The sequence below is a fragment of the Streptomyces luteolifulvus genome, from assembly GCF_008806595.1.
Lineage (GTDB): Bacteria > Actinomycetota > Actinomycetes > Streptomycetales > Streptomycetaceae > Streptomyces > Streptomyces luteolifulvus.
This window is the reverse complement of record NZ_VZRB01000021.1, coordinates 79,997-104,867: the sequence shown is the minus strand read 5'-3', so window position 1 is coordinate 104,867 and position 24,871 is coordinate 79,997. Positions and strand designations below refer to the sequence as shown.

Below are 24,871 nucleotides of genomic sequence, written 5' to 3'. Positions count from 1 at the left end.
TCACGTAAGAAAGCGAGCATTACGACAGCCATGGCTGAGGCTCAGAACTCCCCCACTCTCAACTCCGTTCGAGCGGGGGGACCCCCACCGCTGGGCTCCACCACCGCGGGCCAGATCGCGGTGGCCGCCGAGTCGACCGTCGCCACGCGCATGAGCGCGCCCCCGTCCTTCGACGTGGCGGACTTCCCGGTCCCGCACGGCCGCGAGGAGGAGTGGCGGTTCACCCCGCTGGAGCGGCTGCGCGGCCTGCACGACGGCACCGCCGTCGCGACCGGCGAGGGCGTAAAGGTCGACGTCCGGGCCCCCGAGGGCGTCACCGTCGAGACCGTCGGCCGCGACGACGCACGGCTCGGCAGGGCGGGCACCCCGGTCGACCGTGTCGCCGCCCAGGCCTACTCGGCGTTCGAGAAGGCCGGCGTGGTCACCGTCCCCAAGGAGGCGGTGCTCACCGAGCCGATCCGTATCGCCGTGCACGGCGAGGGCGGGGTCGCCTACGGCCACCAGATCATCGAGCTGGGCGCCTTCGCCGAGGCCGTCGTCGTCATCGACCACACCGGTGACGCGGTGCTCGCCGCCAACGTCGACTACATCCTGGGCGACGGCGCCAAGCTGACCGTCGTCTCCGTCCAGGACTGGGACGACAAGGCCGTGCACGTGGGCCAGCACAACGCGCTGGTCGGCCGGGACGCCACCTTCAAGTCGTTCGTGGTCACCTTCGGCGGCGACGTCGTACGACTGCACCCGCGCGTCTCCTACGCCGGCACCGGCGCCGAGGCCGAGCTCTTCGGCCTGTACTTCACCGACGCGGGCCAGCACCAGGAGCACCGTCTGCTGGTCGACCACAACACCCCGCACTGCAAGTCGAACGTCGCCTACAAGGGTGCGCTCCAGGGCGACGACGCCCACGCGGTGTGGATCGGCGACGTGCTCATCGAGGCCAAGGCCGAGGGCACGGACACCTACGAGATGAACCGCAACCTGGTGCTGACCGACGGCGCCCGGGTCGACTCCGTGCCCAACCTGGAGATCGAGACCGGCGAGATCGTCGGTGCCGGGCACGCGAGCGCGACCGGCCGCTTCGACGACGAGCAGCTCTTCTACCTGATGGCCCGCGGCATCCCGGAGCACGAGGCCCGCCGTCTCGTCGTCCGTGGCTTCTTCGCCGAGCTGGTCCAGCAGATCGGCGTCGAGGACATCGAGGAGCGTCTCATCGCCAAGATCGACGAGGAGCTGGAGGCATCGGTCGGATGACTGCCTCGTCGACGTTCGTACGCGCCTGCGGGCTGAGCGAGCTGGAGGAGGGCACCCCGAAGCGGGTGGAACTCGACGGCACGCCGGTCTCGGTCGTGCAGACCGAGGGGGAGGTGTTCGCCATCTTCGACATCTGCTCGCACGCGAACGTCTCGCTCTCCGAGGGCGAGGTGGAGGACTGTCAGATCGAGTGCTGGCTGCACGGCTCCAGCTTCGACCTCCGCACCGGCAAGCCGTCCGGCCTTCCCGCGACGCGCCCGGTCCCCGTATACCCCGTAAAGATCGAAGGGGACGACGTGTTCGTCTCCCTCACCCAGGAGTCCTGAGGCATTCATGGCAACGCTTGAAATCCGAGACCTGCACGTCACCGTCGAGGCCGACAACGCCACGAAGGAGATCCTCAAGGGCGTCGACCTCACCGTGAAGCAGGGCGAGACGCACGCCATCATGGGCCCGAACGGCTCCGGCAAGTCGACCCTCGCCTACTCGCTCGCGGGTCACCCGAAGTACACGATCACCGAGGGCACCGTGCTGCTCGACGGCGAGGACGTCCTGGAGATGTCCGTCGACGAGCGCGCCCGCGCGGGCCTGTTCCTGGCGATGCAGTACCCGGTCGAGGTCCCCGGTGTCTCGGTCTCCAACTTCCTGCGCACCTCCGCCACCGCCATCCGCGGCGAGGCCCCCAAGCTGCGCACCTGGGTCAAGGAGGTCAAGGAGGCCATGGAGCGCCTCAACATGGACCCCTCCTTCGCCGAGCGCAACGTCAACGAGGGCTTCTCCGGCGGTGAGAAGAAGCGCCACGAGATCCTCCAGCTCGAACTGCTCAAGCCGAAGATCGCGATCCTCGACGAGACGGACTCCGGTCTGGACGTCGACGCCCTTCGCATCGTCTCCGAGGGCGTCAACCGCGTCCGCGGGACCGGCGAGGTCGGCACCCTGCTGATCACGCACTACACGCGCATCCTGCGCTACATCAAGCCCGACCACGTCCATGTCTTCTCCGGCGGCCGGATCGTCGAGTCCGGCGGTGCCGAGCTCGCCGACAAGCTGGAGGACGAGGGCTACGAGGCATACACGAAGGGTGGCGCATCCGCGTGACCCCTTCCCGCCATGGGCTCCCCGGCCTCCTCGACACCGAGGCGATCCGCAAGGACTTCCCCGTCCTGGACCGTCTGGTCCACGACGGCAAGAAGCTGGTGTACCTGGACAACGCGGCGACCTCGCAGACACCGCGCCAGGTGCTCGACGTGCTCTCCGAGTACTACGAGCAGCACAACGCCAACGTCCACCGTGGCGTGCACGTCCTCGCCGAGGAGGCCACGGCGCTGTACGAGGGCGCGCGCGACAAGGTCGCGGACTTCATCAACGCGCCCAGCCGCGACGAGGTGATCTTCACCAAGAACGCCTCGGAGTCGCTGAACCTCGTGGCGAACATGCTGGGCTGGGCCGACGAGCCCTACCGTGTGGACTCCGACACCGAGATCGTCATCACGGAGATGGAGCACCACTCCAACATCGTGCCGTGGCAGCTGCTGTCGCAGCGCACGGGCGCGAAGCTGAAGTGGTTCGGCCTGACCGACGACGGCCGTCTCGACCTGTCCGACATCGACGAGATCATCACGGAGAAGACGAAGATCGTCTCCTTCGTTCTGGTGTCCAACATCCTCGGCACGATCAACCCGGTCGAGGCGATAGTGCGCCGGGCGCAGGAGGTCGGTGCGCTGGTCTGCATCGACGCCTCGCAGGCCGCGCCGCACATGCCGCTGGACGTGCAGGCCCTCCAGGCCGACTTCGTGGCCTTCACCGGCCACAAGATGTGCGGGCCCACGGGCATCGGCGTCCTGTGGGGCCGCCAGGAGCTCCTGGAGGACCTGCCCCCGTTCCTGGGCGGCGGCGAGATGATCGAGACGGTGTCGATGCACTCCTCGACCTACGCCCCGGCGCCCCACAAGTTCGAGGCGGGCACCCCACCGATCGCGCAGGCGGTCGGCCTCGGCGCGGCGATCGACTACCTCAACTCGATCGGCATGGACAAGATCCTCGCCCATGAGCACGCACTCACCGAGTACGCGGTGAAGCGGCTCACCGAGGTCCCCGATCTGCGGATCATCGGCCCGACCACGGCGGAGGACCGGGGCGCGGCGATCTCCTTCACGCTCGGCGACATCCACCCGCACGACGTGGGCCAGGTCCTCGACGAGCAGGGCATCGCGGTCCGGGTCGGCCACCACTGTGCGCGGCCGGTCTGCCTCCGCTACGGAATTCCTGCGACCACGCGGGCGTCGTTCTATCTGTACTCCACGCCGGCCGAGATCGACGTGCTGGTCGACGGCCTGGAGCACGTACGGAACTTCTTCGGCTGAGGGGTTGGCGAGCGATCGCATGAAGCTGGATTCGATGTACCAGGAAGTCATCCTGGACCACTACAAGCACCCGCACGGGCGTGGTCTGAGGGATGGCGACGCCGAGGTGCACCACGTCAACCCGACGTGCGGCGACGAGATCACGCTGCGGGTGAAGTACGACGGCACGACGATCAGCGACGTCTCGTACGAGGGCCAGGGCTGTTCCATCAGCCAGGCCTCGGCCTCCGTGCTGAACGACCTTCTCGTCGGCAAGGAGCTGGCCCAGGCGCAGAAGATCCAGGAGACCTTCCTGGAGCTGATGCAGTCCAAGGGCCGGATCGAGCCCGACGACGCGATGGAGGAGGTGCTGGAGGACGCGGTCGCGTTCGCCGGTGTCTCCAAATACCCGGCGCGGGTGAAGTGCGCCCTCCTGAGCTGGATGGCGTGGAAGGACGCGACGGCCCAGGCGCTGGGCGGAGCCGACGCCGAAAGGAAGACGGCATGAGTGACACCGTGGAGATGAAGCCGGCCTCGGAGGAGGAGCTCCGCGAGGCCCTGATGGACGTCGTCGACCCCGAGCTGGGCATCGACGTCGTCAACCTGGGCCTGATCTACGGCATCCATGTCGACGACGCGAACATCGCGACCGTCGACATGACCCTGACCTCGGCGGCCTGCCCGCTGACGGACGTCATCGAGGACCAGGCCAAGTCCGCCACGGACGGCCTGGTGAACGAGCTCCGCATCAACTGGGTCTGGATGCCGCCGTGGGGCCCCGACAAGATCACGGACGACGGGCGGGAGCAGCTGCGGGCGCTCGGGTTCAACGTCTGAGATCCCGTCGGCCGCATCGGCTTCATCGGCCTCATCGGTCGAAGACGAACGGCGACGTCCGACGGACGTCGCCGTTTCGCGTGCAGGCGACCGAGGAGGAGAGCGGCTTCTGCAACGTTCTCGGACGTTGTCATGGCTGCGTTATGTACGCTAGTACACATGGGATACCTGTTGCTCGCCGTAGCCATCGGCGCTGAGGTGGGAGCCACCACCGCCATGAAGTACAGCGACGGCTTCAGCAGGGCCGTGCCCTCGCTGCTGACCGTCCTCGGCTACGCCCTCTCCTTCGTGCTGCTCGCGCAGACCCTGAAGACCGTGTCCGTCGGAACCGCGTACGCGATCTGGTCCGGTGTCGGGACCGCGGCCATCGCCACGATAGGGATGATGTTCCTCGGCGAGGGGATGACGACGACCAAGGCTTTCGGGATCGCGCTGATCATCGTCGGGGTCGTGGTGCTGAACATGGGGGGTGCGCACTGATGGCCCGGCGTTACGACCCCGAGCGGCGGCAGCGGATCATCGACGCCGCGATCCGGGTCGTCGGGGAGAAGGGGCTTGCCGGGCTGACCCACCGCTCCGTCGCGGCCGAGGCCGATGTGCCGCTCGGCTCCACGACGTATCACTTCAAGACCCTCGACGAGCTGATGGTCGCCGCGTTGCGGCAGGCCAACGAGGGCTTCGCCAAGGTGATCGCGGCCCGCGGGGGCCTGGAGAACGCGGACGCCGACCTGGCTTCGGAGCTGGCCGGCTGGATGGGCGAGTGGCTCGCGGGCGACCGTACGGGGGTCGAGCTGGAGTACGAGCTCTATCTCGCGGCCCTGCGCCGGCCCGCCCTGCGTCCCGTCGCCGCGGAGTGGGCGGAGGACCTCGCCGAGCGCATCTCGCGGCGCACGGACCCCGTCACCGCGCGGGCGCTGGTCGCGCTGATGGACGGCATCTGTCTGCAGGTCCTGCTGACGGGCGGGTCGTACGACGAGGAGTCCTCGCGGGAGGTGCTGGCGCGGGTCATTCCTGGCTAGCGGGGCGCTGCCGCTGCTGGGGGCTGCGCCCCCAGACCTCCATTTCGGCCTGGACGGCCTCGTCCTCAAACGCCGGACGGGCTGAGTGATGCCGACCGGCGCCGAGAAGTGCCGCCCGCTACCAGACACACCGCTCCGCACCTGAGACATGCCTCGGAACCTGGGACACCTTCCGGCACCGCCCGGCACCCGAGGCGCCACCCCACGCCCGAGGCGCCACCCGGCACCCGAGGCGCCACCCCACGTCCGAGATACCGCCCGGCACCTGAGACGGCCCCGCCGGTGGTTGGCCTCCGTGGCCTCCGGGCGGTTAGGTTGCCCTCATGACCGACACGACTGCTCCTCGTACCACCGGCGCCGTTGCCGCCGGGCTCGCCACCGTCGCCGCCGACGGCACCGTCCTCGACACCTGGTTCCCCGCGCCCGAGCTCACCGCCGAGCCCGGGCCCGCCGGTACCGAGCGGCTGACCGCCGAGAAGGCCGTGGAACTGCTCGGTGAGGGTGCCGCGAAGGCGATCGGGCCGGACGCCCGCCGAGGCGTCGAGGTCGTCGCGGTCCGTACGGTCATCTCCTCGCTCGACGAGAAGCCGATCGACACGCACGACGCCTATCTGCGCCTCCACCTCCTCTCGCACCGTCTGGTCCAGCCGCACGGCCAGAGCCTGGACGGCATCTTCGGCCTCCTCGCCAATGTCGCCTGGACCTCGCTCGGCCCGGTCGCCGTCGACGACATCGAGAAGGTCCGGCTGAACGCCCGCGCCGAGGGACTGCACCTCCAGGTGACCTCGGTGGACAAGTTCCCGCGGATGACCGACTACGTCGCGCCCAAGGGCGTCCGCATCGCCGACGCCGACCGGGTCCGCCTCGGCGCGCACCTCGCCTCGGGCACCACGGTCATGCACGAGGGCTTCGTCAACTTCAACGCCGGCACGCTCGGCACGTCGATGGTCGAGGGCCGTATCTCGGCCGGTGTGCTGATCGGTGACGGCTCGGACATCGGCGGCGGCGCCTCCACCATGGGCACCCTGTCCGGCGGCGGCAACGTCCGCATCACCATCGGCGAGCGCTGCCTGATCGGCGCCGAGGCGGGCGTCGGGATCGCGCTCGGCGACGAGTGCGTCGTCGAGGCGGGTCTGTACGTCACGGCCGGCACCCGGGTCACCATGCCCGACGGCCAGATCGTCAAGGCCCGCGAACTGTCCGGTGCCTCCAACATCCTCTTCCGCCGCAACTCGGTCACCGGCACGGTCGAGGCCCGCCCGAACAACGCTGTCTGGGGCGGCCTGAACGAGGTCCTGCACGCCCACAACTGATCACCGGCGGCCGTGACGAACGTGGGGGCGGCCCGCCGCGGTCGCGTTCCACGCGGTCGCGACGGGCCGCCCCGGCGTCTGTCGGAAGCCCGCAGGATCAGCAGGCGGTCTTGCTGTGGTAGTACGCGCCCTTCCAGCCCTTACCGGAGCCAGGGTCCTTGACGTAGTACTTGCCGCTGATGCGCTTCAGCGTGAACTTGTGCGTGTAGCCGTCGAAGTAGTCGCCGTGGTAGGTGATGGTCCGTCCGTCACTGCCCAGCTCCAGGAAGCTGTCGAAAGTGCCGAAGGTCTGCTTGCCGACCTTGCCGTCGACGATCAGGCCCCAGCGGGTCTGGAGGTCCTTGGTGGCGTAGGTCGTGTTGGGGCCGAACTGGCAGTCGATGTCGGACTGGTCGTAGCGCGTGCCGTTCGACTCCTTCACGCCCTCCGCCCACAGGACCCACTGCCACACGGCGGTGGCATTGCTGTTCGCGTGGGAGCCGCTGGACAGCAGCCCTTCGTCCCCCCAGTCGTCGGTGACGGAGCCGCCGCCGGCGATGTAGCCCTGCGTCGTGCTCGCCTGGGCCGTCGGCCCGAGTGCCAGTCCGGCGCCGATGGCCAGCGTCGCGGCGGCGATGGCGGTTCTGGCGCGTACGGTCCTCATGGTGGAGTCCCCCCTTTTTTTCGCTGGTGCCACCCCGCGCGATTCGGCGGGATGGTCGGAACGGGGACGATCATTGGACGAGGACCGGGCCGGACGGAAGGGGCGTGATCCGGCCATACCGTGGTTGTGGCGGTACCGTGACAATGCGGAGGAGGTTCAGCAACTTTGCCTGGAGCGGGACTTGAGCCTGCCTCACGGAGTCGGTTTCCTGTGCCGGATGAATCGACGGCAGGCTACCCAGAGGTTGACCGAGAACAGCACTGATCCGGCGATCGGCCAGCCCACGGATCCACCGTCGCGGTAGGTCTCGATACCGATCACCAGCAGCAGTGAACCGACCGCCACGCCCATCAGGTCGAGGAGGACGTCTGCCTGCCTCGCGATCTTCGAAAGCTTGACCACGGCTAGATCGTGACAGGTGATCGCGCTCGTTGCCAAGGGCTGTTTCTCCGCCGCGACCTGCACCTTTCCATGCGGTCGGCGGAGCCTTGATGACCGGGAGCTGCTTCGGCGCGAGTGATCACGGCCCCGTAAGCTTCCGGCAGCGCTCGGTCACGGCTGTGCTGTCGCCGCGAACTCCGCGAGTGCGGTGAAGTCGGGCTCGCGCAGGCCGATGCGCGGGCTGACGTGGTGGAGGAGGGCGGGGCCGGGGTGGTGGCGGGTCACGAACGTCTCGTCCGCCGGGCTCTGTTCGTCGTCCACCCAGGCGAAGGGGCGGCCCGCGGCGTGGGCCACGATCGCCTCGGTCTTCCAGTGCACCCCGTCCGCTCGATGCGCGAACAGGCCTGCGCCGAAGTCGACGTACGGCAGCTCGGGCAGGCCGACGACAGGGGCGATCCAGCGGTTGGCCGAGTCCATCCATGTGGTCGCCCAGCACAGGTCGTAGTCGAGGGCGAGCAGTGCCGGGCCGTGCGAGGGATTCAGCCACACCCGCAGTCGGCGGCCCGGGCTCACGGCGACCCTGATCGTCGTATAGCCGTCGGGACGCCGTTCGGGCTGCGCCGCGTACGGGTTGAGGGGGCCGTCGACGTCGAGGAACAGCAGCGGGCGGCTCACGCGGCCACCGTACGGCAGCGGTGGTGACGGGCCGGTGGACATTTCTTCGGGGAATTCCCGGCGCACAGGCATAGCGGCGGGCGGGCGCGCGCGTCACAAGGGGCACAGGGGCGGGGCACAGGTGCCGCCGGGGAAGAGAAGGTGACGATGAATGCCGAAGGGCTGGAGGGTTTCCGGGACTTCGTGGACAGCAGGTCGTCCGCCCTGCTGAAGACGGCCGTGCTGCTGTGCGGGGGAGACCAGCACGCCGCCGAGGACCTGCTGCAGAACGCCCTGGTCAAGGCGGCCGGGCGCTGGCAGCGGATCGACGAGCCCGAGGCCTATGTACGGCGCATCCTCTACCGCCAGCAGGTCAGCCGCTGGCGTCTGAAGTGGCCCCGGCAGGAGGTCAGCGTCGCCGAACCGCCCGAGGCGGGCGTGGCCGGAGCCGACGCCGCGGCCGCCGCAGAACTGCGCCTCGTCATGCGTGAGGCGCTGTCCCGGCTCACCGCCCGCCAGCGCACCGTGCTGGTGCTGCGCTACTTCGAGGACCTGCCCGAGGCGGACGTGGCCCGTCTGCTCGGCTGCTCCGTCGGCACCGTACGGTCCACCACCCACCGTTCGCTGGCCCGGCTGCGTGCGCTGGCGCCCGAGCTGGACGCGCTCGGCCCGGCCGACACCGAGCGGCTGTCGTCCCGTGACTACTCGCCCGTGGAGGTGCGTCCGTGAACGTCGACGAACTCGTGCGCGACGCCCTGCGCGAGCAGGCCGCGGCGCAGGCCCCGACGGCAGCGGGGCTCGCCGACCGGGTACTCGCCGTCCGCCGACGCCGCCGTACGCGAAGGCTCGTGGCCGCGGCCGCCGCCACGGTCGCCGTGGTCGCCGTCGCGGTGGCGGTGCCGCTGCTGGACTCCGGGAAGGAGGACGTACGTCCCGCCCATGTCGTGGACCGGACGGGGATCCGCGCCCAGCCGGACCAGTCGCCGCCGCGCGACCTGATCTCGGCCGACGGCACAACGCTGGCCGCGTACTACATCCCGAGGACGGTCGAGCAGTCGTCCGGCAAGGCCGCCTCGGTCCGCGCCTACTGGCTGCTCGACCAGAGGACCGGCAGGTATGTGAAGGCCCCGCAGTGGTCCTACGTCGCCGTCGCCCCCGGCATGAAGACCGCCGCCGTCCTGGAGCAGCAGCTGCCCGCCCCGCGGATCGGCCTGCTCGACCTGGCCAACGGCAAGGTGGAGCGGTGGATCCCGGTCGACCACGGTGTCGCGGGACTGTCGTTCTCCCGCGACGGACGGAAGCTGGTCGCGACGAGCTACGGCGAGAACCCCGACCTCAGGGTCAAGATGGAGGGCTCCGAGGGCTACGACGCGCCGCAGCAGTCGACCCGCACCGGCTTCTACGTCCTCGACGTGGCCTCCGGCAAGGGCTCCTGGAGCGAGGTCGGGCTCGACGGCGACCCGAACGACCCCATGGGCGGCGGCTTCATCAACTCCCGCCAGGACTTCGCGCTCAGCGACGACGGCCGGCACGTCTGGTGCGGGAACCCGATGGGCGACATCGGCAAGCAGTTCTACGACCTCACGGGCCGCGAGGTCGCCGTGCCGGCGAAGGACAAGCACCTCCAGTGGTACGTCGACGCGGGCAAGTCGCCGAGCGGGCGGCTCGTCGCCGGTGACTTCGCGGGCGAGAAGTGGAAGACGTCCTCCTGGGTCCTCGACGCCCGTACCGGCAGGCGGACCGAGGTGCGAGGGCAGCAACTGCTCGCCTGGGTCGGTGAGAAGTCGCTCGTCGCCTGGGACATCACTCCCGGCTCGAACGAGTTCCACAACCGGCTGGTGCTGGTCACGATCGGCAGCGACAAGGTCGTACCGCTCAGCGGATTCCGCAAGGGCAACGACGGTGCCGCCGGGCGCTGGGAGCCGGTCTTCGCACAGCCCTGAGCGGACCGTCACGAGCGCTGGTCGGCCGTCACCAGCGCTTCGTACGCCGCCAGCAGCCCGTCGACCGCCTCGCGGCCGGCGGGTCGCAGCGGCGGGCGGACCGGGCCCGCCGGCAGGCCCAGTCGGGTCAGGAGGGCCTTGGCGGTGACGGCGCCGGGCAGACCGGACGCCATCATCAACTCGATGAGCGGCGTGGCGCGTTGCTGGAGGCGGGCGGACACGAGGGTGTCGCCCGCCTCGAACGCGTCCAGGACCGCGCGGAGTTGGGCCGGTACGACGTTGGCGACCGTGCTGACGTACCCGGCGGCGCCCACCGCGTACAGGGCGAGGATGTGCTCGTCGCAGCCCGCGTAGTACGCCAACTCCGTGCGGGCGAGCACCTTCTGGGTGCCGAGGAAGTCGTAGGAGCAGTCCTTGACCGCCACGATCCGGGGGTGTCCGGCGAGCCGGATCATCGTGTCGGGCTCGATACGGGTGCCGGTCCGGCCGGGGATGTCGTACAGCATCAGCGGCAGCCCGGCCGCGTCGGCCACCTCCCGGAAGTGGGCCTCCAGCGCGTCCTGCGGTGGCCTGCTGTAGTACGGGCTGACGACCAACAGGCCGTCGGCGCCCGCCTTTTCGGCCGCCAGGGCGAGTTCGACGGTGTGCCGGGTGTCGAAGGTGCCCACCCCGGCCACGATCGACGCCCGCTCGCCCACCGCCTCCCGGACGGCCCTGACGAGCTCGGACTTCTCGGCGTCCGTCGTGGTCGGCGACTCACCCGTCGTACCGGAGAGCACCAGGCCGTCACAGCCCTCGGACACCAGATGGTCGGCGAGCCGCTGGGCGCCGTCGAGGTCCAGCCCGCCCGCCTCGGTGAAGGGCGTGATCATCGCGCAGAGGGAGCGGCCGAAGGGAGGGGCGCAGGCACCGGGAGACGTCATGGGAGTAGTCTCGGCGCGACCACAGTGAAGCTCCACTTAATTCTTCTACGAGATATTGATAAGGGATGCTGATGTGTGGGGTGGGGCTGGGGTGGGGTTGGGGGTGGGTGAGGCCAGGGCCCTATGTCCAATTCGACCCCTCATGGGTCACCATGGCCGGGACGGTCATCGACCACTGGTCATGGGAGGCGTCATGAAGCTCGGCAAGGCACTCGCCACCGGAGTCGCGGAGGAGCGGCCGCAGATCCACGAGGAAGAACTCCCGGTCCCCGAAGAGATCCATGAGCCGCCCGCGCCCGCGCCCGAAGAGGTCCCGGCCGCCCGATGAGACTGCGGCTCCCCGAGGAACGCCCGACGGAGCCGCCGACCGGATACAAGATCGCCCACCCGGTGCTGTCCCAGGACGGCACCCGGGCCGGGTTCACCGGTGTGTCGCTCGGCGGCGCGCTGCCGTACGGCGTCGTGGCCGACGCGTCCTGCGTCTACGGCCTGCGGCATCGTCCACCGCACCGCCGCTGCGACTGCGGCTTCCACTGCGTCCACGACCGTACGACGGCCGAGGCGCTGCTGTGCACTGCGGAGCACCGGGCGGCCGTGCTGCTCGAAGTCTCGGTGCTCGGCCGGTACATCCGCTTCGAACGCGGCTTCCGTCACGCCCGTCAGCGGGTACGGACCGCGACCGTCGGACCGTGCGCCTGCGGTGCGGTCGCCGTGGCGCTCGCCGACGCCGGCTGGGGCAGACCCGGCTGGCGCGCGCTGGCCCCGTCCTGCGCGGGCTGTGTCCGCCGGCGTACGTCCGTGTCGCTCACCGCCTTCGCCCGGCTGGCCGGGCACGGCCTGCGGGTGGAGGCCGGGCGCGGGACGCCGGAGCGGGGGGACTCTCCCGGTCCGCCCGAGGGTTTCGGGGTGCCCGAACTCGTCGCGGAGGCGGCCCTGTTGCAGGCCCGGCTCGACTGGTTCCAGACCCAGCTGGCCCGGTTCGGCGAGCGCGGCCACGACCCGGGCGGGCACGGGTAACGAAGGCCGGTCCGGGTACCCGGATGGTCCGAACCGAGAGGAGGCGGACACCGTGACCGGGACCATGACACCCAAGGCGGTGCACGACGAGCACCACTCCGTGGGCGAGCTCGTCGGACAGGCCGGCGAACAGCTCTCCCGCCTCGTGCGGCAGGAGGTGGCCCTCGCCAAGGAGGAGCTCGCTCTCAAGGGGCGGCGCGCGGGCCGCGGCGGCGGCCTGCTCGGCGCCGCGGGCGCGCTCGCCTACGCCGGCCTGCTCGCCCTGGCCGGCACGGCCACCGCCGCGCTCTCGCTGACGCTGCCCGTCTGGGCCGCGGCGCTCATCGTGACGGCTGTGCTGTTCGTGCTCGCGGCCGTGCTGGCCGCGACGGGCCGTGCGCAGCTGCGCCGCGCCGCTCCCCCCACGCCCGAGGAGACCCTCGGCAGCGTCAGGGCCGATGTAGAGGAGATCAGGGAAAGGGCGCACCGATGACGGACGGGACGGAACCACAGGGCAGGGGAGCGAAGGGGCCCGAGGAACTGCGGCGGCAGATCGAGCAGACCCGCAGTGAACTGGGCGAAACCGTGGAGGAGTTGGCAGGCAAGGTGGATGTGAAGGGCCGTGCGATGGCTCGGGCGGCCGACCTCAGGGACCGGGCGGGCGCGATGACCGTGCAGTTGCGCAGCACCGCCGCGCAGGCCGGACACAGGGTCCAGGAGCGGGCGACGGAGACCGGGCACAAGGTGCAGGACAGGGCCGCGCGGACCGGTCACAAGGTTCACGACCGGGCCACGGAGGCCGGGCACAAGGTCCACGACACGGCGATGCGGGCCGGGCACAGGGCGCAGGAGAGGGCGACCGGGACCGGGCGCACGGTCCACGAGAAGGCCGCGCGGGCGGGCCACGACCTGGAGCACCGGGTGGAACACGGCGTGCCCCAGCCTGCCCGGCCCCTCGTCATGGCGGCGGTACGGCATCCCGGGCCGGCGCTGGCGATCGGTGCGGCGGTGGCCCTGGCCGTGGTGGTGGCGTGGCGGTACCCCCGGAGGTGACCGGGCGGGCACACAAGCCGCATCCCGCGGTGGGCGCGGGATGCGGCCTTTCCTCTCGCCGCTCACCGGAAACTCCCGACTCACCGAAAACTTCATCCGTCTGGACAAAAAAAGTTTTCGGTGAGAGGGTGGACACATGCTGGACGTGAGCGTGATCGAGGACCCCGAGGCCGCCGCCGTCTCCCTGGACCCCATCAGGGCGCGGCTGCTCGCCGAGCTGGCCGCCGGACCCGCGTCGGCCGCGATGCTGGCCGGCAAGGTAGGGCTGCCCCGGCAGAAGGTGAACTACCACTTGAAGGCCCTGGAGCGGCACGGCCTGGTGGAGCTCGCCGGTGAGCGCCGCAAGGGCAATGTCACCGAGCGGCTGATGCGCGCGACCGCGGCGTCGTATGTGATCTCGCCGCTCGCCCTCGCCTCCGTGCAGCCGGACCCGGACCGTTTCCGCGACCAGCTCTCCGCGCGCTGGCTGCTCGCGCTCGGCGCCCGGCTCGTACGGGACGTCGGCTCGCTGATCACCGGCGCGACGAAGGCCCGCAAGCGGCTCGCCACCTACGCGCTCGACGGTGAGGTCCGCTTCGCCTCGGCCGCCGACCGGGCCGCGTTCATCCAGGAGCTGACGGCGGGGGTCGGCGCGCTGATCCGCAAGTACGACGCCCCGGACGCCGAGGGCGGCCGCGACCACCGCATCGTCGTCGCCGTCCATCCCACGCTCAAACCCACGGCCGAGGACCGGCCGGCCCCCGAACTGGACCAGTAGGACTCAGGAGCCCACCATGTCCAAGGAATTCGAGATCGCCCGCGAGTTCGAAGTCGACGCCACTCCGCAGCAGGTGTGGGACGCCTTCACCGCCGGGACCGGCGGCTGGTTGTGGCCGATGGAGCCGCCGGAGCCCCGCGAGGGCGGCAAGGGCCCGTTCGGGTCCACGGTCACCGCCTGGGATCCCCCGCACCGCTACACCAACCGTGTCGAGGACGTCGAGGGCATCTCCGAACAGACCGTCAACCAGCTCGACTACACCGTCGAGCCGCGCGACGAGGGCCGGCGCGCCTGGGTGCGGTACGTGCACAGCGGGATCTTCGTCGACGACTGGGAAAACCAGTACGACGGCGCCGCCAAGCACACCGACTTCTATCTGCACACCCTGCGCCAGTACCTGACCCACTTCGACGGCCGCACCGCCGCCTTCGCCACCTTCGACGGGCCCGAGGCGTCCAAGGCCCCGGACGCCATGGCCGCCGTCGCGAAGGCCCTGGGGCTCGCCGACGAGACCGCCGCGGGGGAGCGCGTACGGGCCCGTGGGCCCGAGGGCGGGCTCCTGGACGCCGTGGTCGATTTCCGCAACCCGTACTTCATCGGGCTGCGCACCGACAATGCCCTCATCCGCTTCTTCGGCCGTAACCACTGGGGCTACATGGTCGGCATCAGCGTCCACGACTTCGCCCCGGACGCCGACGCCGAGGCGAACGAAGCCGCCTGGAAGGGCTGGCTGGACGGAGTGTTCAGCCAGCCCTGAGCGGCACCGGCTACGGGTGGAAGCGCAGCACCTGCGGGTCGTGGTCGCTGATCTGATCGTTGAACTCCGAGTTGATGTGCACGCTGTCGTACTCGAAGTCGCAGCCGCGCCGGATCGACGGGCTGACCAGGATCTGGTCCAGGACCTGGCTGTTGCCCTGGTAGTCGTAGGTGTAACGCTCGCTCCTCGGCAGCGACTTGATCGCCGACCAGAGCGCGCCGTCACCCTCCAGGATCTTGGTGGTCTCGGAGAACTCGAAGTCGTTGATGTCGCCGAGCGCGATGACATCCGCGGTCTTCTGGGCGCCGAGGATCTCCTTGACGAAGGTGTTCACCGCCGTCGCCTGGAGGTGGCGCTGGGCCTCCGAGCCGCGCGCCGGCGGCTGGTACTGCGAGGTCAGACCCTGGTCTCCGCCCTTGGAGTTGAAGTGGTTGGCGATCACGAAGACCGTGCGGCCGCGGAAGACGAACTCACCGGCCAGCGGCTTGCGGCTGCTCCTCCAGGCCTCGTTCGCGGGGTCGATACGGCCGGGGGAGGCCGTCAGCTGCGCCTTGCCGTTGACCTTGGTGACACCCGTGGCGGTGGTGGCGTCGCCGCCCGCGCGGTCCGTGAAGGAGACCCGCTCCGGGTTGAACAGGAACACCTGGCGGATGTTGCCGCCCGGCTCACCGCCGTCCGAGTTGTTGACCGGGTCGATCGACCGCCACTCGTACGCCGGGCCGCCCGCCGCGACGATCGCGTCGGTCAGCTTCTTCATCGTCTGGTCGGCGGCGACCGTGCCGTCGTTCGTCGCGCCGTTGTTGTCCTGGATCTCCTCCAGGGACACGATGTCGGGCGACTTCAGGTTGTTCACGATCGCGGAGGCGTGCTCCTCGAACGTGGCGTCGGACGGGTCGAGGTTCTCGACGTTGTACGTCGCGACCGCGAGCTCGCCGCGGTGCTGCTTCTGCGTGCTCTCGCGCTCCAGCCCGGCGCTCTTCAGCGTGCCGATCCGGTTGGCGACCAGGGTGTAGCCGCCGAACTGGTTGAAGTCCAGCGGGCCGGCGGTCGTGCCCGTGAGGGTGTCGCCGACGTTCGCCTTCGGGAAGTCGGTGGTCGAGCCCAGCGACTGGATCTGCAGCCGGCCGGTGTTCTGGGACTCGTAGGAGCCGTAGACCGTGCCGCCGCGGCGGTTGGCGTGCTCCCGCGGCTTCACCGTGACCCACAGCTCGGTGTACGGGTCGCTCGCGCCGACCACACGGGCGTCGGCGACCTGGACGTTCATGCCCTCCAGGGACTCGTAGCGGTCCAGGGCGTACGTCGCCGGCTCCAGGGACAGGCCGTTGATCGAGTTGCCCGCGGCGGTGTCGCCGGCCGGGGCGTAGGCGGCCGGGACCGACTTCGCGTCGACGACCGTGGCGGCCGGGACGGCGTTGCCGCTCGACACGACGGTGATCACCGGCTTGGTGATCTCGGTCAGGGACTGGTTTCCGGACGAAGTGCCGCCCGGCACGTACTCCGAGACCGTGCCGGCGACGAGGACCGAGTCGCCGACCGCGACCTTCGGAGCGGAGCCGGTGAAGACGAAGACGCCCTCGCTGGTGGCCGGGTTGTCGTCCGGGGTCGGATCCTGGATCCAGAAGCCCTTGGACGAACCGTAGGTGCGCACGCCGGTGACAATTCCCGCCACGTCCGTGACCTTCTGGCCGGCGTAGGGGGATATCCGGGTGCTGCCCTGGACGTCATGGATACGCACGGAGTCCGCGTGCGCGGGCGAGGTGAGGACGACTAGGGACGCCGCGGAACAGACGGCGGCGACGGTGAGCGCGGCGAGACGCGCGGAAGACTTGCTCGGCAACGGGATCCCTCCGGGGACATACGTTGGGCGCCGGGACGAATGTGGTGGGTGGAACGGTGGGAGCCGCGGCCGGTGGGGCGGCGGCAACGCGCGTAGAAAATACAGTGAACAGATGTCCGCCGGATTTCTACGCGCGTCAATCTCCTGCCTGGTCAGGCCAGTTGTCAAGGTTTCGGCCATGTACAGCACCCGACGGGGAGATGAACCGGGCGGCATGGGTGGAAATCCGTCTAGGCTGAGCGATTGAGCCGTATGCGAGCCGTAGGGCGGCTTCCCGTACCAAGGCGCCTAGGAGAAACACCCGATGTCAGACAGCTCCCCCTTGCCGCCGGTGCGACTGCGCCCCGAAGCGGAGCTGGCGCGGGACGCGCTGACCACCCCGCTGCTCTCCCGCGCCGCCCGGCTGGCCCGCTGGGCCGGCCCGGACACCCGGGTGGACACCGGAGGCGGGCTCGTCGACGAGCAGTTGCCCGCCGCCGCCGAGACCCTCGGGCTGACCGGGGACGACGCGGCGGCCCTCGCCGGTGAGGCCTGGCGTGTCGCCGTCGACGCCGGACTCGTCGAGGTCGTCGACGAGGAGGCGGGCACCGTGACGGCCGGTGAGGAGCTGGCGCTGCTCACCGGCGGTGCGCCGCAGGACGTGCTCGGCGTGTGGCTGGCCGCGCTGGAGGCGGTCCTCGCCGACGCGAGCGTGCCCGACCTCGACGACCTGGTCGACGCCGTCGGCGCGGGCGACGAGATCGACTTCTCCTCACTGGACTGGGACCCGGACGCGGAGGCCGAGTTCCTCGACGGGGTGCTCGGCAATCTCTACCTGCTCACGGCCAGTGAGGACGGCCCGGGCGACGCACCCGTGCCGCTGCCCGCGCTCGCCGCCTCCATGATCGTGCCCGGCGACATGGGAGAGCCCACCAACGACGTGCTGGAGCAGGTGTCCGACGCGATGATGCGCCTCGACGACCAGTTCCGGCTGCTGGAACCGGTCGGGCTCGTCGAGTACCAGCCGGTCGACGAGGCACTGATGGCGGACATCGACAGTCCCGAGGAAGAGCCCGCGGCGACGGTCGACGAAGCTGACGTCTCCCGCTACGGCATGGTGCGGCTGACCCCCCTCGGGCAGTACGGGCTGCGGGCCCGGCTGCTGGAGGCCGGCTTCGGCGTGCCCGCCGTCGGCGAGCTCTCCGACAAGGGCGCCGACGCGCTGCTCGACGGCACGGCCCAGTTCCCGCCGAGGGCGGCTCAGGCCGAGACCGAGCAGTGGCTCGGACGCCGCGAACCGCTGGCTGCGGCACGGGAGTTGCTGGCGGCCGCGCGCGGCTCGGACGCAGGCGCGCCGCTTCGGCGGCTGCACTGCCAGCAGGCGCTGTCCCTGGTGGGCGCCGAGGCCGAGCCCGCGCTGCGGGAGGTGCTCGACGACGCCGAGCTGGGCGGGCTCGCGCGGGTCTGGCTGAGCGAGCGGGGCGCCGCGGACGTACCGGCGCCGTCCGAGGAGATGGTGTTCTGGCTGACCATCGACACGGTTGCCGCGCAGCTGGCGGCCGAAGGGAACTCGCACGAACTGCGGGCGCTGGTGGAGGGACTGGCGCGGCAGCACGGCGGATTCTTCGAGGCGGCATGGCGGGTGGGCCACCCGGCCACGGCCGATGTGCTGGAGGCGATGGGGCGGCTGCACCCGGACAAGAAGATCGCGAAGGAAGCGCGGAAGGCCGCGTTCAAGGCGCGGTCGCAGCACGGGAGTTGAGAGCGGCCGCGACCCACGGCACGCTGCGCGTGAGTCGCGGCCGGCCGGCCTTCAGCAGTGGTACACCGTCGTGTGCTTGAACGACGACGTCGCCCCGTTGAAGCCGTACGTGCCCCGGTAGGCCGGCGGGTTCTGGTACTCGCCGACGACCGTGATCGTGCCGGCACACGTGCCGGGCCCGGCCGGGTTCTTGGCGTCGAGGCGGATCGTCTCACCCAGGTGGCCGCCCGTGATGTCCCACGGGGCGCCGCAGATGCCCGAGGTGATCCGGCCGCCGAGCACCACGTACGGGTAGGTGTTGGGGTTGTACTTCACCTCGATGGCGAAGGTGACCGCGCCGTTGTGCAGCTCCAGCTTCGCGGACGCGGAGACCGCCTCCGCGGACACCTCGCGCTGCGCGGCGAACGCCTCGTCGCGCGTCTTGACCTCCGCGCCCTGCGCGTTGTGGAAGCGATGCTCCACCGAGGTCGCGCCCTTCTGCCTGCGTGCCTGTGTGGTCATGGGTGTTCCTCCTTCCGATTGGAGCGACCGTCAGGCCAGCTGCTCGGCGACCTCGATGCGCAGCAGCGCGCGGACGTTCTCGATGTGGCCCGCGACCGTCACCACGGAGGACCCGGCGAACAGCAGCCCCACCGCGACGTTGTCGAGCGAGGTGACGAGCGAACCCGAGTCGCCGCCCGCCGAGATGTTCGTCGTGAGGATCTGGTCCTTGAAGCGGGCCGTGCCGGCCGTACCGTAGTTGACGTCGATCGTCGCGTCGACCGCGATGATCCGGCCGAAGCTGATGTTCGTCGTCCGGCCGGTCTTCTTCACCAGATCGCCGACCGCGACATTGGCCTTGCGCCGCCAGGCACGCGGCGCCCCGCTGAAGTACTGCTCCCGGGTGGCGTCCTGGAAGTCCACCGTGGCCAGCGCCGCGTCCACCACGTTGTTGTGGCGCTCCAGCGGGATCTGGGGCGCGAACTGGATCGTGACGAAGCGGTCCAGGGTCGCGATCCGGTCCGCCGGGTCCGTGCCGCCGTCGAACACACCCGGCTGCACGATCGGGCTGCCCAGCTGCGCCCGGTTGGAGTCCGCCAGCACATGGTTGTTGGACAGGATGTAGAACTTCGACGGCACGCCCAGCCCCGCGCCCGGCGGGTCGACCGTCGCGCCCGGCAGGAAGTCGTACACCACGCTGCCGAGCGTGCCCGCCGTCACCCGTACGTTGCCGACCGAGAAGCCCGAAGGGCTCGGCCGCATACGGCGCTTGAGGATCTGCGGCTCGAACGCCGCCGGGCCGCTCAGCTCCTCCAGCAGCGGCTGCGTGAGGCGCGCCAGCTGCTCCTCGACGCCGCCGTCGGCGCCGTACGACATCCCGTGCCGCTCCTCGCGGCGCGCTCCGGACGGCCGCTGCTGCCGTTGCGCGGCCACATGGCCGACCGCCACCACGTCCGTGGGCGTCCCGTCGTCCATCTGGTACGGGATCACGTCCCGCTCCGGCAGCATCGACTCCGGAACCTTCTGCGTCACGAACACCAACACGGCTTCCTCGCCGGTCGGTCGGCCCCCGCTCCACTTCACGCCGTGGCCGAAGCCGACGACATTGGAGAGCGGCTGCTCGCGCCGCAGGAAGTCCGACAGTGCCTGCCGGCGGGAGCTGTCGCTCAGCTGTCCGCCGGTGGGTCCTCGCATCAGTTCGGGCTGGCTCGTCACGGCCAGACCACCTTTCCCCGGTGTCTTCGCGGTTCCGGGGACAGGACCGCGGCTACTCCTGCGCCGAGACCTCGCCGATGGCGAGCACACGCACGGGTACGCCGTCGAGTTCGTCCGGAACCACGTCCTCGTCCCTGAGCCGGTCCCGGGGCACCTTGCGGGTCACGAAGACGATGATCACGTCCTGGCCCGTCCGTTCGTCCCTTCCGGTCCCGACCCCCGTCACATGGGGCAGGCTCATCAGCCGGCCCTCGTGGAGGCTGCGCGCACGACGTGCGTCCACTTCGGCTCGCCTCCCCCGGGTCATTCAGGTAGTGGGGTGTCTATTGCCGGGAAACCCCGCGGTCAAGGTGCTCCGTCGTAAATCATGGGATGAGGGACATTCTGGCAGTGATGACCTTCTTTACGAAGAATCCTCCGACCAATTTCTCGTACGGCAGCGAATCCGAGGGGCTTGTGATGTGTGGCGGGGGAGCGTATACGGGTTCATGGAACAGAGCCCGGTGAGGTAGCCCGGCGTTCAACTCCCGTTCAGGCGTGGGCGGGACGGTGTCGCCGACCCGAGGTCCGCCACCCTCCACGGCATAGCCACCGTCACAGGAGACACCATGTCGCTCACCCGCAGGGACTTCGCCACAAAATCCGCGATCACCGGCGCCGGCGTCGCGCTGGCGGGCAGCGTCGGCGCCCTCGCCACCGCCCCCCAGGCCCTTGCGTCCACGGACACGGACAGCCTGGGGGAGGGCGAGGCGGCGGCCCACGGGGGTGTCGGATACGGACCGTTGATCTCCGACCCGAACGGCATCCTCGCGCTGCCCGCCGGGTTCAAGTACCGCATCGTCACCTACAGCGGCCGGACCACGCTGGAGTCCGGCGAGATCACCCCGTCCAACCACGACGGCACCGCCGCCTTCGACGGCCCGCGCGGCACCACCCTCCTCGTCAACAACCACGAACTCCGGGGCCCGCGCGCCAACTGGAAGTACCCGGTGCCGCTCACCGAGGGCCTCGTCTACGACCCCGCCGCGGCCGGCGGCTGCACGGTCGTCGAGGTGCGTCCCGACGGACAGGTCGCCGAATGGGTGGGCATCGCCGGCACCTCCACCAACTGCGCGGGCGGCCGCACCGCCTGGGGCACCTGGCTCACCTGCGAGGAGAACTCCGACAAGGCCGGCGTCAACGGCATGACCAAGGACCACGGCTATGTCTTCGAGGTCGACCCCCGCGACCGGCGCGCCAACCAGAACCCCAAGCCCCTGAAGTTCTTCGGCCGTTACGACCACGAGGCCGTCGTCATCGACCCCAGGCGCGGCCACGCCTACCTCACCGAGGACGCCGGGAGCCCCAACGGCCTCCTCTTCCGCTGGACCCCGCCCCAGGGCTTCGAGCACGGCCGCGGCAAGCTGCGCACCCTCGCCGACGACGCGGGCGTCCTGCAGGCCTTCAAGTGCTTCGACTCCGGCGGCCAGTTCGTCGACGACCTGTCCCGCGCCACGAAGATCGGCACCGTGTACGGCGTCGACTGGGTCGACGTCCCCGACCGCGACGCGAAGACCACCGCCGTCCGCAAGCAGTTCACCGCCGGCCAGGTCACCCGCGCCCGCAAGCTGGAGGGCATGTGGTGGGGCGACGGCGGCGCCTACATCGTCTCCTCGTTCGCCCGCACCGAGAGCCCCGTCCAGCATGACGGCGCGGTCTGGTTCTACGACCCCAAGCGCCGCACCCTGACCCTCAAGGTCCTGCTCGGCGTCAACCCCGACCCCGCTGATCCGTCGGCGGACGGCGCCTTCGACGGCCCCGACAACATCACCGTCTCCCCGTACGGCGGCCTCGTCATCGCCGAGGACGGCGAGGGCATCCAGCACCTCTTCGGCGCCACCGACAGCGGCCGTACGTACCCGATCGCCCGCAACGAGCTGAACACAGGTACCGAAGAGGAGCCCGAATACAGCGAGTTCGCCGGCGTCACCTTCTCCTGCGACGGCCGGACCCTGTTCGCCAGCATCCAGGACCCGGGCATCATGCTGGCCATCACCGGTCCCTGGAAGCGGCAGAAGCGCGGGTAATTAATTCGGTCGCCCCTCCCGAGTTGCGCCTCCTACAGTGAGATCACGACGTCACGCACCTCCCGGTGCGATGGCAGCGGCTACTTCTTCTGCAAAAAGAATCCCTTGCCGCCGCCGACTTGATCTCGGGAGGCGCAGCTCATGGTGGGTGCCCGGTGCGCAGGCAACGGTTACTTCATTGGATCGGACGGTTGCGGGTTCGAGTCCCGTCATCGACTGCGGGTCGGTGTAGCTCAATGGGCAGAGCATCCGGATAGTCCGTCGCCGACTCCTGAACTCGGGCACCCTCCTTCCGCTGCGCCTCCCCCGAAACACCAGCGAATTCGGGGGAATTCATCATGGCGCGATTCAACACCAGAAACGCCAAGGCGCAGCCCGTTTCCCGCGTCACCTCGACGGGCCGGGTGCTGCGCACCTACGAGGGCGGCCGAGGCCGTGAGCGCGACGCGCGCTCCGAACTCTTCCTGCTCGCGGTGTCCCACTTCGTCACCCAGCAGACCTTCTACGAGACCGGCGCCGACCGGGACGACCGGTTCGCCACGCTCGTGCGCGAGCTCGCCGTCACCGACCCCTCGTGGACGGCCGGCCTGCTCGGCTGGCTGCGCGGCGAGGGCAACCTCCGTACGGCCTCGATCGTGGGCGCCGCCGAGTATGTGAAGGCACGCCTCGACGCGGGAGCCACCGAAGGCCCCTCGAACCGGCAGGTCGTCGCCTCCGTGCTCCAGCGGCCCGACGAGCCCGGCGAACTGCTCGCGTACTGGACGGCGACGCACGGCCGCAACGTCCCCAAGCCGGTCAAGCGCGGCATCGCCGACGCCGTCCGACGCCTCTACAGCGGCACGTCGCTGCTGAAGTACGACACGGCGGCCAAGGGCTACCGCTTCGGCGACATCCTCAACCTCGTGCACGCGGCGCCGGACCCCGACAAGCCGTGGCAGGGCGAGCTGTTCCTGTACGCCCTCGACCGCCGGCACAACCCGGACACCGCCGTGCCGCCCGCCTCGAACCGTGTCCTCACCGCGCACCGCGAGCTGATGGCGCTGCCGGCCGAGGAGCGGCGGGCGGTCGTCACGGCACCGGACGGCGCCGAGCGGCTCGCCGCGGCCGGGATGACCTGGGAGGCGCTGGCCGGCTGGCTCCAGGGGCCGATGGACCGGGAGGCATGGGAGGCCGTGATCCCGTCCATGGGCACGATGGCATTGAGCCGCAACCTGCGGAACTTCGACCAGGCAGGGGTGTCCGACGAGGTCGCCGCGCAGGTCGCGGCCCGGATCAGCGACCCGGCGGAGGTCGCGCGCTCGCGGCAGTTCCCCTTCCGGTACCTCGCCGCGCACCGGCACGCGCCCTCGCTGCGCTGGGCGTACCCGCTGGAGCAGGCGCTCGGCCACTCGCTGGCCCAGGTGCCCGCGCTGACCGGCCGCACCCTGGTGCTGGTGGACCGCTCGGGCTCGATGTTCTTTTCGCGGCTGTCCGACCGGTCGGAGCTCAGCCGTGCCGACGCGGCGGCGGTCTTCGGCGCGGCGCTCGCGCTGCGGGCGGAGCGCGCGGATCTCGTCGAGTTCGGGACGTCGAGCCACGGTGTGGCGTTCCGCAAGGGCGAGTCGGTGCTGAAGGTCCTGGACCGCTTCGGCGACCTCGGTGGCACCGACACGACCGAGGCGGTGCGCCGCCACTACAAGGGGCACGACCGGGTGCTGATCGTCACCGATGAGCAGTACGCGTACCACCAGTACGGTGACCCGACCGAGCAGGTTCCGGCGGACGTGCCCGTCTACACCTGGAACCTCGCCGGCTACCGGGCGGGCCACGGCCCGTCGGGGAAGGGGAACAGGCACACGTTCGGCGGCCTCTCGGACGCGGCCTTCCGGATGGTTCCGCTGCTGGAGGCGGCCCGGGACGCCGACTGGCCGTGGACTGCCTGACGCGGTGGTGGGTGTGGCCCGTACTTCGGTACGGGCCACACCCTTGTCCGGCCGAGCACTGACATCTAACATTTCAGTTTATGGAGGCCGTACCGCGCACCCTGCTCCGGGACCGTGCCTACGCAGCGATCCGGGATGCCATCGTGTCCGGGGAGATCGCACCCGGTGCGGTGGTCCGGGACGCCGAACTCGCCGCGCGGCTCGGACTGTCCCGGGCGCCCGTGCGCGAGGCCTTCTCCCGGCTCGTGGACGAGGGCCTCCTGGAGAGCAAGCCGCAGAGCTACACACGGGTGACACCGGTGGTGGCCGCCGACGTACGGGACGCCGCCGCCGTGGTCGGCGCCATGCACGAGCTGGCCACCCGGGTCGCCGTCCCCCGGCTGCTCCCGGCGGACGTCGAGGCGATGCGCGCGGCCAACGAGCGCTTCGCGACCGCAGTCCGCACCGGCGACATCGACGCCGCGCTGGTCGCCGACGACGAGCTGCACGACATCCTCGTCCGGGCCGCCGGCAACCGCGCGGCCGCCGCCACCATCACTCGCTACACCCCGCTCATCCGGCGCCTGGAGCGACGGCGCTTCGGCGAGGGCTCCGCCTGCCGCTCTGCCGGACTGCACGAGCGGCTGATCGAGGCCTGCGCGGGCGGTGACACGGACGGGGCGGTCCGTGTCACCGCGAAGATCTGGCGGGGGCTGGCCGCCATGGACGTGGCCGGCCAGGAAGCCGCCCACTGAAACACCG

29 protein-coding genes are annotated in these 24,871 nt (G+C 70.4%); 21 read left to right on the top strand and 8 right to left on the bottom strand.

Annotated elements, in window-relative coordinates:
- Positions 1–30 precede the first annotated feature (30 nt).
- The 9 genes from sufD (at position 31) to dapD (ending at position 6,762) form a co-directional block, all read left to right on the top strand.
- A complete protein-coding gene (gene sufD / locus F7R91_RS27065) occupies positions 31–1,251 on the top strand; it encodes a Fe-S cluster assembly protein SufD (RefSeq protein ID WP_150952251.1) in 1,221 nt (406 codons plus the stop codon).
- Positions 1,248–1,577, top strand: coding sequence for a bifunctional 3-phenylpropionate/cinnamic acid dioxygenase ferredoxin subunit (locus F7R91_RS27060; protein WP_150952248.1), 330 nt, complete (start codon positions 1,248–1,250; stop codon positions 1,575–1,577). The genes sufD and F7R91_RS27060 overlap by 4 nt, the downstream gene beginning before the upstream one ends.
- A 7-nt stretch (positions 1,578–1,584) precedes the next feature.
- Positions 1,585–2,349 (top strand): Fe-S cluster assembly ATPase SufC, encoded by a 765-nt coding sequence (sufC, locus tag F7R91_RS27055; protein ID WP_150952245.1) that lies wholly within the window; start codon positions 1,585–1,587, stop codon positions 2,347–2,349.
- Positions 2,346–3,614: a cysteine desulfurase gene (locus F7R91_RS27050; RefSeq protein WP_150952243.1), complete on the top strand. Its 1,269-nt coding sequence runs from the start codon at positions 2,346–2,348 to the stop codon at positions 3,612–3,614. Before sufC ends, F7R91_RS27050 begins: the two co-directional genes overlap by 4 nt.
- 19 nt (positions 3,615–3,633) lie before the next feature.
- The gene (gene sufU, locus F7R91_RS27045) at positions 3,634–4,101 is read left to right on the top strand and encodes a Fe-S cluster assembly sulfur transfer protein SufU (RefSeq protein WP_150952240.1); all 468 of its coding nucleotides are present in this window, start codon (positions 3,634–3,636) and stop codon (positions 4,099–4,101) included.
- Positions 4,098–4,430 carry a metal-sulfur cluster assembly factor gene (locus tag F7R91_RS27040; protein ID WP_030745090.1) on the top strand — a complete coding sequence of 111 codons (333 nt, stop codon included), beginning with the start codon at positions 4,098–4,100 and terminating at the stop codon, positions 4,428–4,430. Before sufU ends, F7R91_RS27040 begins: the two co-directional genes overlap by 4 nt.
- Positions 4,431–4,589: 159 nt before the next feature.
- Positions 4,590–4,910 (top strand): DMT family transporter, encoded by a 321-nt coding sequence (locus tag F7R91_RS27035; protein WP_191971657.1) that lies wholly within the window; start codon positions 4,590–4,592, stop codon positions 4,908–4,910.
- Complete coding sequence (locus F7R91_RS27030; RefSeq protein WP_150952235.1) at positions 4,910–5,449, top strand: TetR/AcrR family transcriptional regulator; 540 nt, start codon at positions 4,910–4,912, stop codon at positions 5,447–5,449. Before F7R91_RS27035 ends, F7R91_RS27030 begins: the two co-directional genes overlap by 1 nt.
- Before the next feature lie 323 nt (positions 5,450–5,772).
- Positions 5,773–6,762 (top strand): 2,3,4,5-tetrahydropyridine-2,6-dicarboxylate N-succinyltransferase, encoded by a 990-nt coding sequence (gene dapD, locus F7R91_RS27025; protein ID WP_150952232.1) that lies wholly within the window; start codon positions 5,773–5,775, stop codon positions 6,760–6,762.
- A 97-nt stretch (positions 6,763–6,859) separates the two neighbouring features.
- On the opposite strand, the gene F7R91_RS27020 is transcribed toward dapD, so the two are convergent.
- The 3 genes from F7R91_RS27020 to F7R91_RS27010 all read right to left on the bottom strand — a co-directional run bounded on the left by F7R91_RS27020 (position 6,860) and on the right by F7R91_RS27010 (position 8,461).
- A complete protein-coding gene (locus F7R91_RS27020; protein WP_150952229.1) occupies positions 6,860–7,405 on the bottom strand; it encodes a peptidoglycan-binding domain-containing protein in 546 nt (181 codons plus the stop codon).
- 192 nt (positions 7,406–7,597) lie between these two features.
- Positions 7,598–7,870 (bottom strand): hypothetical protein, encoded by a 273-nt coding sequence (locus F7R91_RS27015; RefSeq protein WP_225320806.1) that lies wholly within the window; start codon positions 7,868–7,870, stop codon positions 7,598–7,600.
- Between the two features lie 87 nt (positions 7,871–7,957).
- The gene (locus F7R91_RS27010) at positions 7,958–8,461 is read right to left on the bottom strand and encodes an HAD domain-containing protein (protein ID WP_191971656.1); all 504 of its coding nucleotides are present in this window, start codon (positions 8,459–8,461) and stop codon (positions 7,958–7,960) included.
- Between the two features lie 147 nt (positions 8,462–8,608).
- On the opposite strand from F7R91_RS27010, the gene F7R91_RS27005 reads away from it, so the two are divergent.
- Both F7R91_RS27005 and F7R91_RS27000 read left to right on the top strand, forming a co-directional pair.
- Positions 8,609–9,169 carry a SigE family RNA polymerase sigma factor gene (locus F7R91_RS27005; RefSeq protein ID WP_150952223.1) on the top strand — a complete coding sequence of 187 codons (561 nt, stop codon included), beginning with the start codon at positions 8,609–8,611 and terminating at the stop codon, positions 9,167–9,169.
- The gene (locus F7R91_RS27000; protein WP_150952221.1) at positions 9,166–10,383 is read left to right on the top strand and encodes a WD40 repeat domain-containing protein; all 1,218 of its coding nucleotides are present in this window, start codon (positions 9,166–9,168) and stop codon (positions 10,381–10,383) included. The genes F7R91_RS27005 and F7R91_RS27000 overlap by 4 nt, the downstream gene beginning before the upstream one ends.
- Before the next feature lie 8 nt (positions 10,384–10,391).
- Here F7R91_RS27000 and dapA read toward each other — a convergent pair whose 3' ends face one another.
- Complete coding sequence (gene dapA / locus F7R91_RS26995; protein ID WP_191971655.1) at positions 10,392–11,306, bottom strand: 4-hydroxy-tetrahydrodipicolinate synthase; 915 nt, start codon at positions 11,304–11,306, stop codon at positions 10,392–10,394.
- A 193-nt stretch (positions 11,307–11,499) separates the two neighbouring features.
- Between dapA and F7R91_RS43850 the strand changes: the two genes are divergently transcribed.
- The 6 genes from F7R91_RS43850 to F7R91_RS26970 all read left to right on the top strand — a co-directional run bounded on the left by F7R91_RS43850 (position 11,500) and on the right by F7R91_RS26970 (position 14,869).
- On the top strand, positions 11,500–11,634 hold the full coding sequence (locus F7R91_RS43850) for a hypothetical protein (protein ID WP_269144761.1): 135 nt from the start codon (positions 11,500–11,502) through the stop codon (positions 11,632–11,634).
- Entirely contained in the window at positions 11,631–12,323 is a 693-nt protein-coding gene (locus F7R91_RS26990) for a hypothetical protein (RefSeq protein ID WP_150952214.1), read from the top strand. Before F7R91_RS43850 ends, F7R91_RS26990 begins: the two co-directional genes overlap by 4 nt.
- A gap of 52 nt (positions 12,324–12,375) precedes the next feature.
- Positions 12,376–12,795, top strand: a complete 420-nt coding sequence (locus tag F7R91_RS26985) for a phage holin family protein (protein ID WP_150952211.1) — start codon at positions 12,376–12,378, stop codon at positions 12,793–12,795.
- Complete coding sequence (locus tag F7R91_RS26980) at positions 12,792–13,355, top strand: DUF3618 domain-containing protein (RefSeq protein WP_150952208.1); 564 nt, start codon at positions 12,792–12,794, stop codon at positions 13,353–13,355. The genes F7R91_RS26985 and F7R91_RS26980 overlap by 4 nt, the downstream gene beginning before the upstream one ends.
- 136 nt (positions 13,356–13,491) lie before the next feature.
- Positions 13,492–14,112 carry an ArsR/SmtB family transcription factor gene (locus F7R91_RS26975; protein ID WP_150952205.1) on the top strand — a complete coding sequence of 207 codons (621 nt, stop codon included), beginning with the start codon at positions 13,492–13,494 and terminating at the stop codon, positions 14,110–14,112.
- Between the two features lie 16 nt (positions 14,113–14,128).
- The gene (locus F7R91_RS26970; RefSeq protein ID WP_150952202.1) at positions 14,129–14,869 is read left to right on the top strand and encodes an SRPBCC family protein; all 741 of its coding nucleotides are present in this window, start codon (positions 14,129–14,131) and stop codon (positions 14,867–14,869) included.
- 10 nt (positions 14,870–14,879) lie between these two features.
- Here F7R91_RS26970 and F7R91_RS26965 read toward each other — a convergent pair whose 3' ends face one another.
- The gene (locus tag F7R91_RS26965; RefSeq protein ID WP_150952199.1) at positions 14,880–16,706 is read right to left on the bottom strand and encodes an endonuclease/exonuclease/phosphatase family protein; all 1,827 of its coding nucleotides are present in this window, start codon (positions 16,704–16,706) and stop codon (positions 14,880–14,882) included.
- Positions 16,707–17,010: 304 nt separating this feature from the next.
- Between F7R91_RS26965 and F7R91_RS26960 the strand changes: the two genes are divergently transcribed.
- Positions 17,011–18,447, top strand: a complete 1,437-nt coding sequence (locus F7R91_RS26960) for a hypothetical protein (RefSeq protein ID WP_150952197.1) — start codon at positions 17,011–17,013, stop codon at positions 18,445–18,447.
- 51 nt (positions 18,448–18,498) lie between these two features.
- Here the strand turns inward: F7R91_RS26960 and F7R91_RS26955 are convergent, their stop codons facing one another.
- The 3 genes from F7R91_RS26955 to F7R91_RS26945 are packed head-to-tail and all read right to left on the bottom strand — an operon-like array spanning position 18,499 to position 20,425.
- On the bottom strand, positions 18,499–18,948 hold the full coding sequence (locus tag F7R91_RS26955; protein ID WP_150952194.1) for a hypothetical protein: 450 nt from the start codon (positions 18,946–18,948) through the stop codon (positions 18,499–18,501).
- 30 nt (positions 18,949–18,978) lie between these two features.
- Positions 18,979–20,142: a S1 family peptidase gene (locus F7R91_RS26950; protein ID WP_225320805.1), complete on the bottom strand. Its 1,164-nt coding sequence runs from the start codon at positions 20,140–20,142 to the stop codon at positions 18,979–18,981.
- A gap of 52 nt (positions 20,143–20,194) precedes the next feature.
- Positions 20,195–20,425 carry a hypothetical protein gene (locus F7R91_RS26945; RefSeq protein ID WP_225320804.1) on the bottom strand — a complete coding sequence of 77 codons (231 nt, stop codon included), beginning with the start codon at positions 20,423–20,425 and terminating at the stop codon, positions 20,195–20,197.
- 325 nt (positions 20,426–20,750) lie between these two features.
- Between F7R91_RS26945 and F7R91_RS26940 the strand changes: the two genes are divergently transcribed.
- The 3 genes from F7R91_RS26940 (at position 20,751) to F7R91_RS26930 (ending at position 24,864) form a co-directional block, all read left to right on the top strand.
- The gene (locus F7R91_RS26940; protein WP_150952191.1) at positions 20,751–22,208 is read left to right on the top strand and encodes an alkaline phosphatase PhoX; all 1,458 of its coding nucleotides are present in this window, start codon (positions 20,751–20,753) and stop codon (positions 22,206–22,208) included.
- A gap of 338 nt (positions 22,209–22,546) precedes the next feature.
- Positions 22,547–24,130, top strand: coding sequence for a TROVE domain-containing protein (locus F7R91_RS26935; RefSeq protein WP_150952188.1), 1,584 nt, complete (start codon positions 22,547–22,549; stop codon positions 24,128–24,130).
- Positions 24,131–24,210: 80 nt separating this feature from the next.
- A complete protein-coding gene (locus F7R91_RS26930; RefSeq protein ID WP_150952185.1) occupies positions 24,211–24,864 on the top strand; it encodes a GntR family transcriptional regulator in 654 nt (217 codons plus the stop codon).
- The last annotated feature ends 7 nt before the right edge of the window (positions 24,865–24,871 follow it).

Bases quoted from the DNA above. Each gene is read 5' to 3' on its own strand.
- sufD (WP_150952251.1), top strand. From the start codon at position 31: ATGGCTGAGGCTCAGAACTCCCCCACTCTCAACTCCGTTCGAGCGGGG.
- F7R91_RS27060 (WP_150952248.1), top strand. From the start codon at position 1,248: ATGACTGCCTCGTCGACGTTCGTACGCGCCTGCGGGCTGAGCGAGCTG.
- sufC (WP_150952245.1), top strand. From the start codon at position 1,585: ATGGCAACGCTTGAAATCCGAGACCTGCACGTCACCGTCGAGGCCGAC.
- sufU (WP_150952240.1), top strand. From the start codon at position 3,634: ATGAAGCTGGATTCGATGTACCAGGAAGTCATCCTGGACCACTACAAG.
- F7R91_RS27040 (WP_030745090.1), top strand. From the start codon at position 4,098: ATGAGTGACACCGTGGAGATGAAGCCGGCCTCGGAGGAGGAGCTCCGC.
- F7R91_RS27035 (WP_191971657.1), top strand. From the start codon at position 4,590: ATGGGATACCTGTTGCTCGCCGTAGCCATCGGCGCTGAGGTGGGAGCC.
- F7R91_RS27030 (WP_150952235.1), top strand. From the start codon at position 4,910: ATGGCCCGGCGTTACGACCCCGAGCGGCGGCAGCGGATCATCGACGCC.
- dapD (WP_150952232.1), top strand. From the start codon at position 5,773: ATGACCGACACGACTGCTCCTCGTACCACCGGCGCCGTTGCCGCCGGG.
- F7R91_RS27020 (WP_150952229.1), bottom strand. From the start codon at position 7,405: ATGAGGACCGTACGCGCCAGAACCGCCATCGCCGCCGCGACGCTGGCC.
- F7R91_RS27005 (WP_150952223.1), top strand. From the start codon at position 8,609: ATGAATGCCGAAGGGCTGGAGGGTTTCCGGGACTTCGTGGACAGCAGG.
- dapA (WP_191971655.1), bottom strand. From the start codon at position 11,306: ATGACGTCTCCCGGTGCCTGCGCCCCTCCCTTCGGCCGCTCCCTCTGC.
- F7R91_RS43850 (WP_269144761.1), top strand. From the start codon at position 11,500: ATGAAGCTCGGCAAGGCACTCGCCACCGGAGTCGCGGAGGAGCGGCCG.
- F7R91_RS26990 (WP_150952214.1), top strand. From the start codon at position 11,631: ATGAGACTGCGGCTCCCCGAGGAACGCCCGACGGAGCCGCCGACCGGA.
- F7R91_RS26980 (WP_150952208.1), top strand. From the start codon at position 12,792: ATGACGGACGGGACGGAACCACAGGGCAGGGGAGCGAAGGGGCCCGAG.
- F7R91_RS26975 (WP_150952205.1), top strand. From the start codon at position 13,492: ATGCTGGACGTGAGCGTGATCGAGGACCCCGAGGCCGCCGCCGTCTCC.
- F7R91_RS26970 (WP_150952202.1), top strand. From the start codon at position 14,129: ATGTCCAAGGAATTCGAGATCGCCCGCGAGTTCGAAGTCGACGCCACT.
- F7R91_RS26960 (WP_150952197.1), top strand. From the start codon at position 17,011: ATGTCAGACAGCTCCCCCTTGCCGCCGGTGCGACTGCGCCCCGAAGCG.
- F7R91_RS26955 (WP_150952194.1), bottom strand. From the start codon at position 18,948: ATGACCACACAGGCACGCAGGCAGAAGGGCGCGACCTCGGTGGAGCAT.
- F7R91_RS26940 (WP_150952191.1), top strand. From the start codon at position 20,751: ATGTCGCTCACCCGCAGGGACTTCGCCACAAAATCCGCGATCACCGGC.
- F7R91_RS26935 (WP_150952188.1), top strand. From the start codon at position 22,547: ATGGCGCGATTCAACACCAGAAACGCCAAGGCGCAGCCCGTTTCCCGC.
- F7R91_RS26930 (WP_150952185.1), top strand. From the start codon at position 24,211: ATGGAGGCCGTACCGCGCACCCTGCTCCGGGACCGTGCCTACGCAGCG.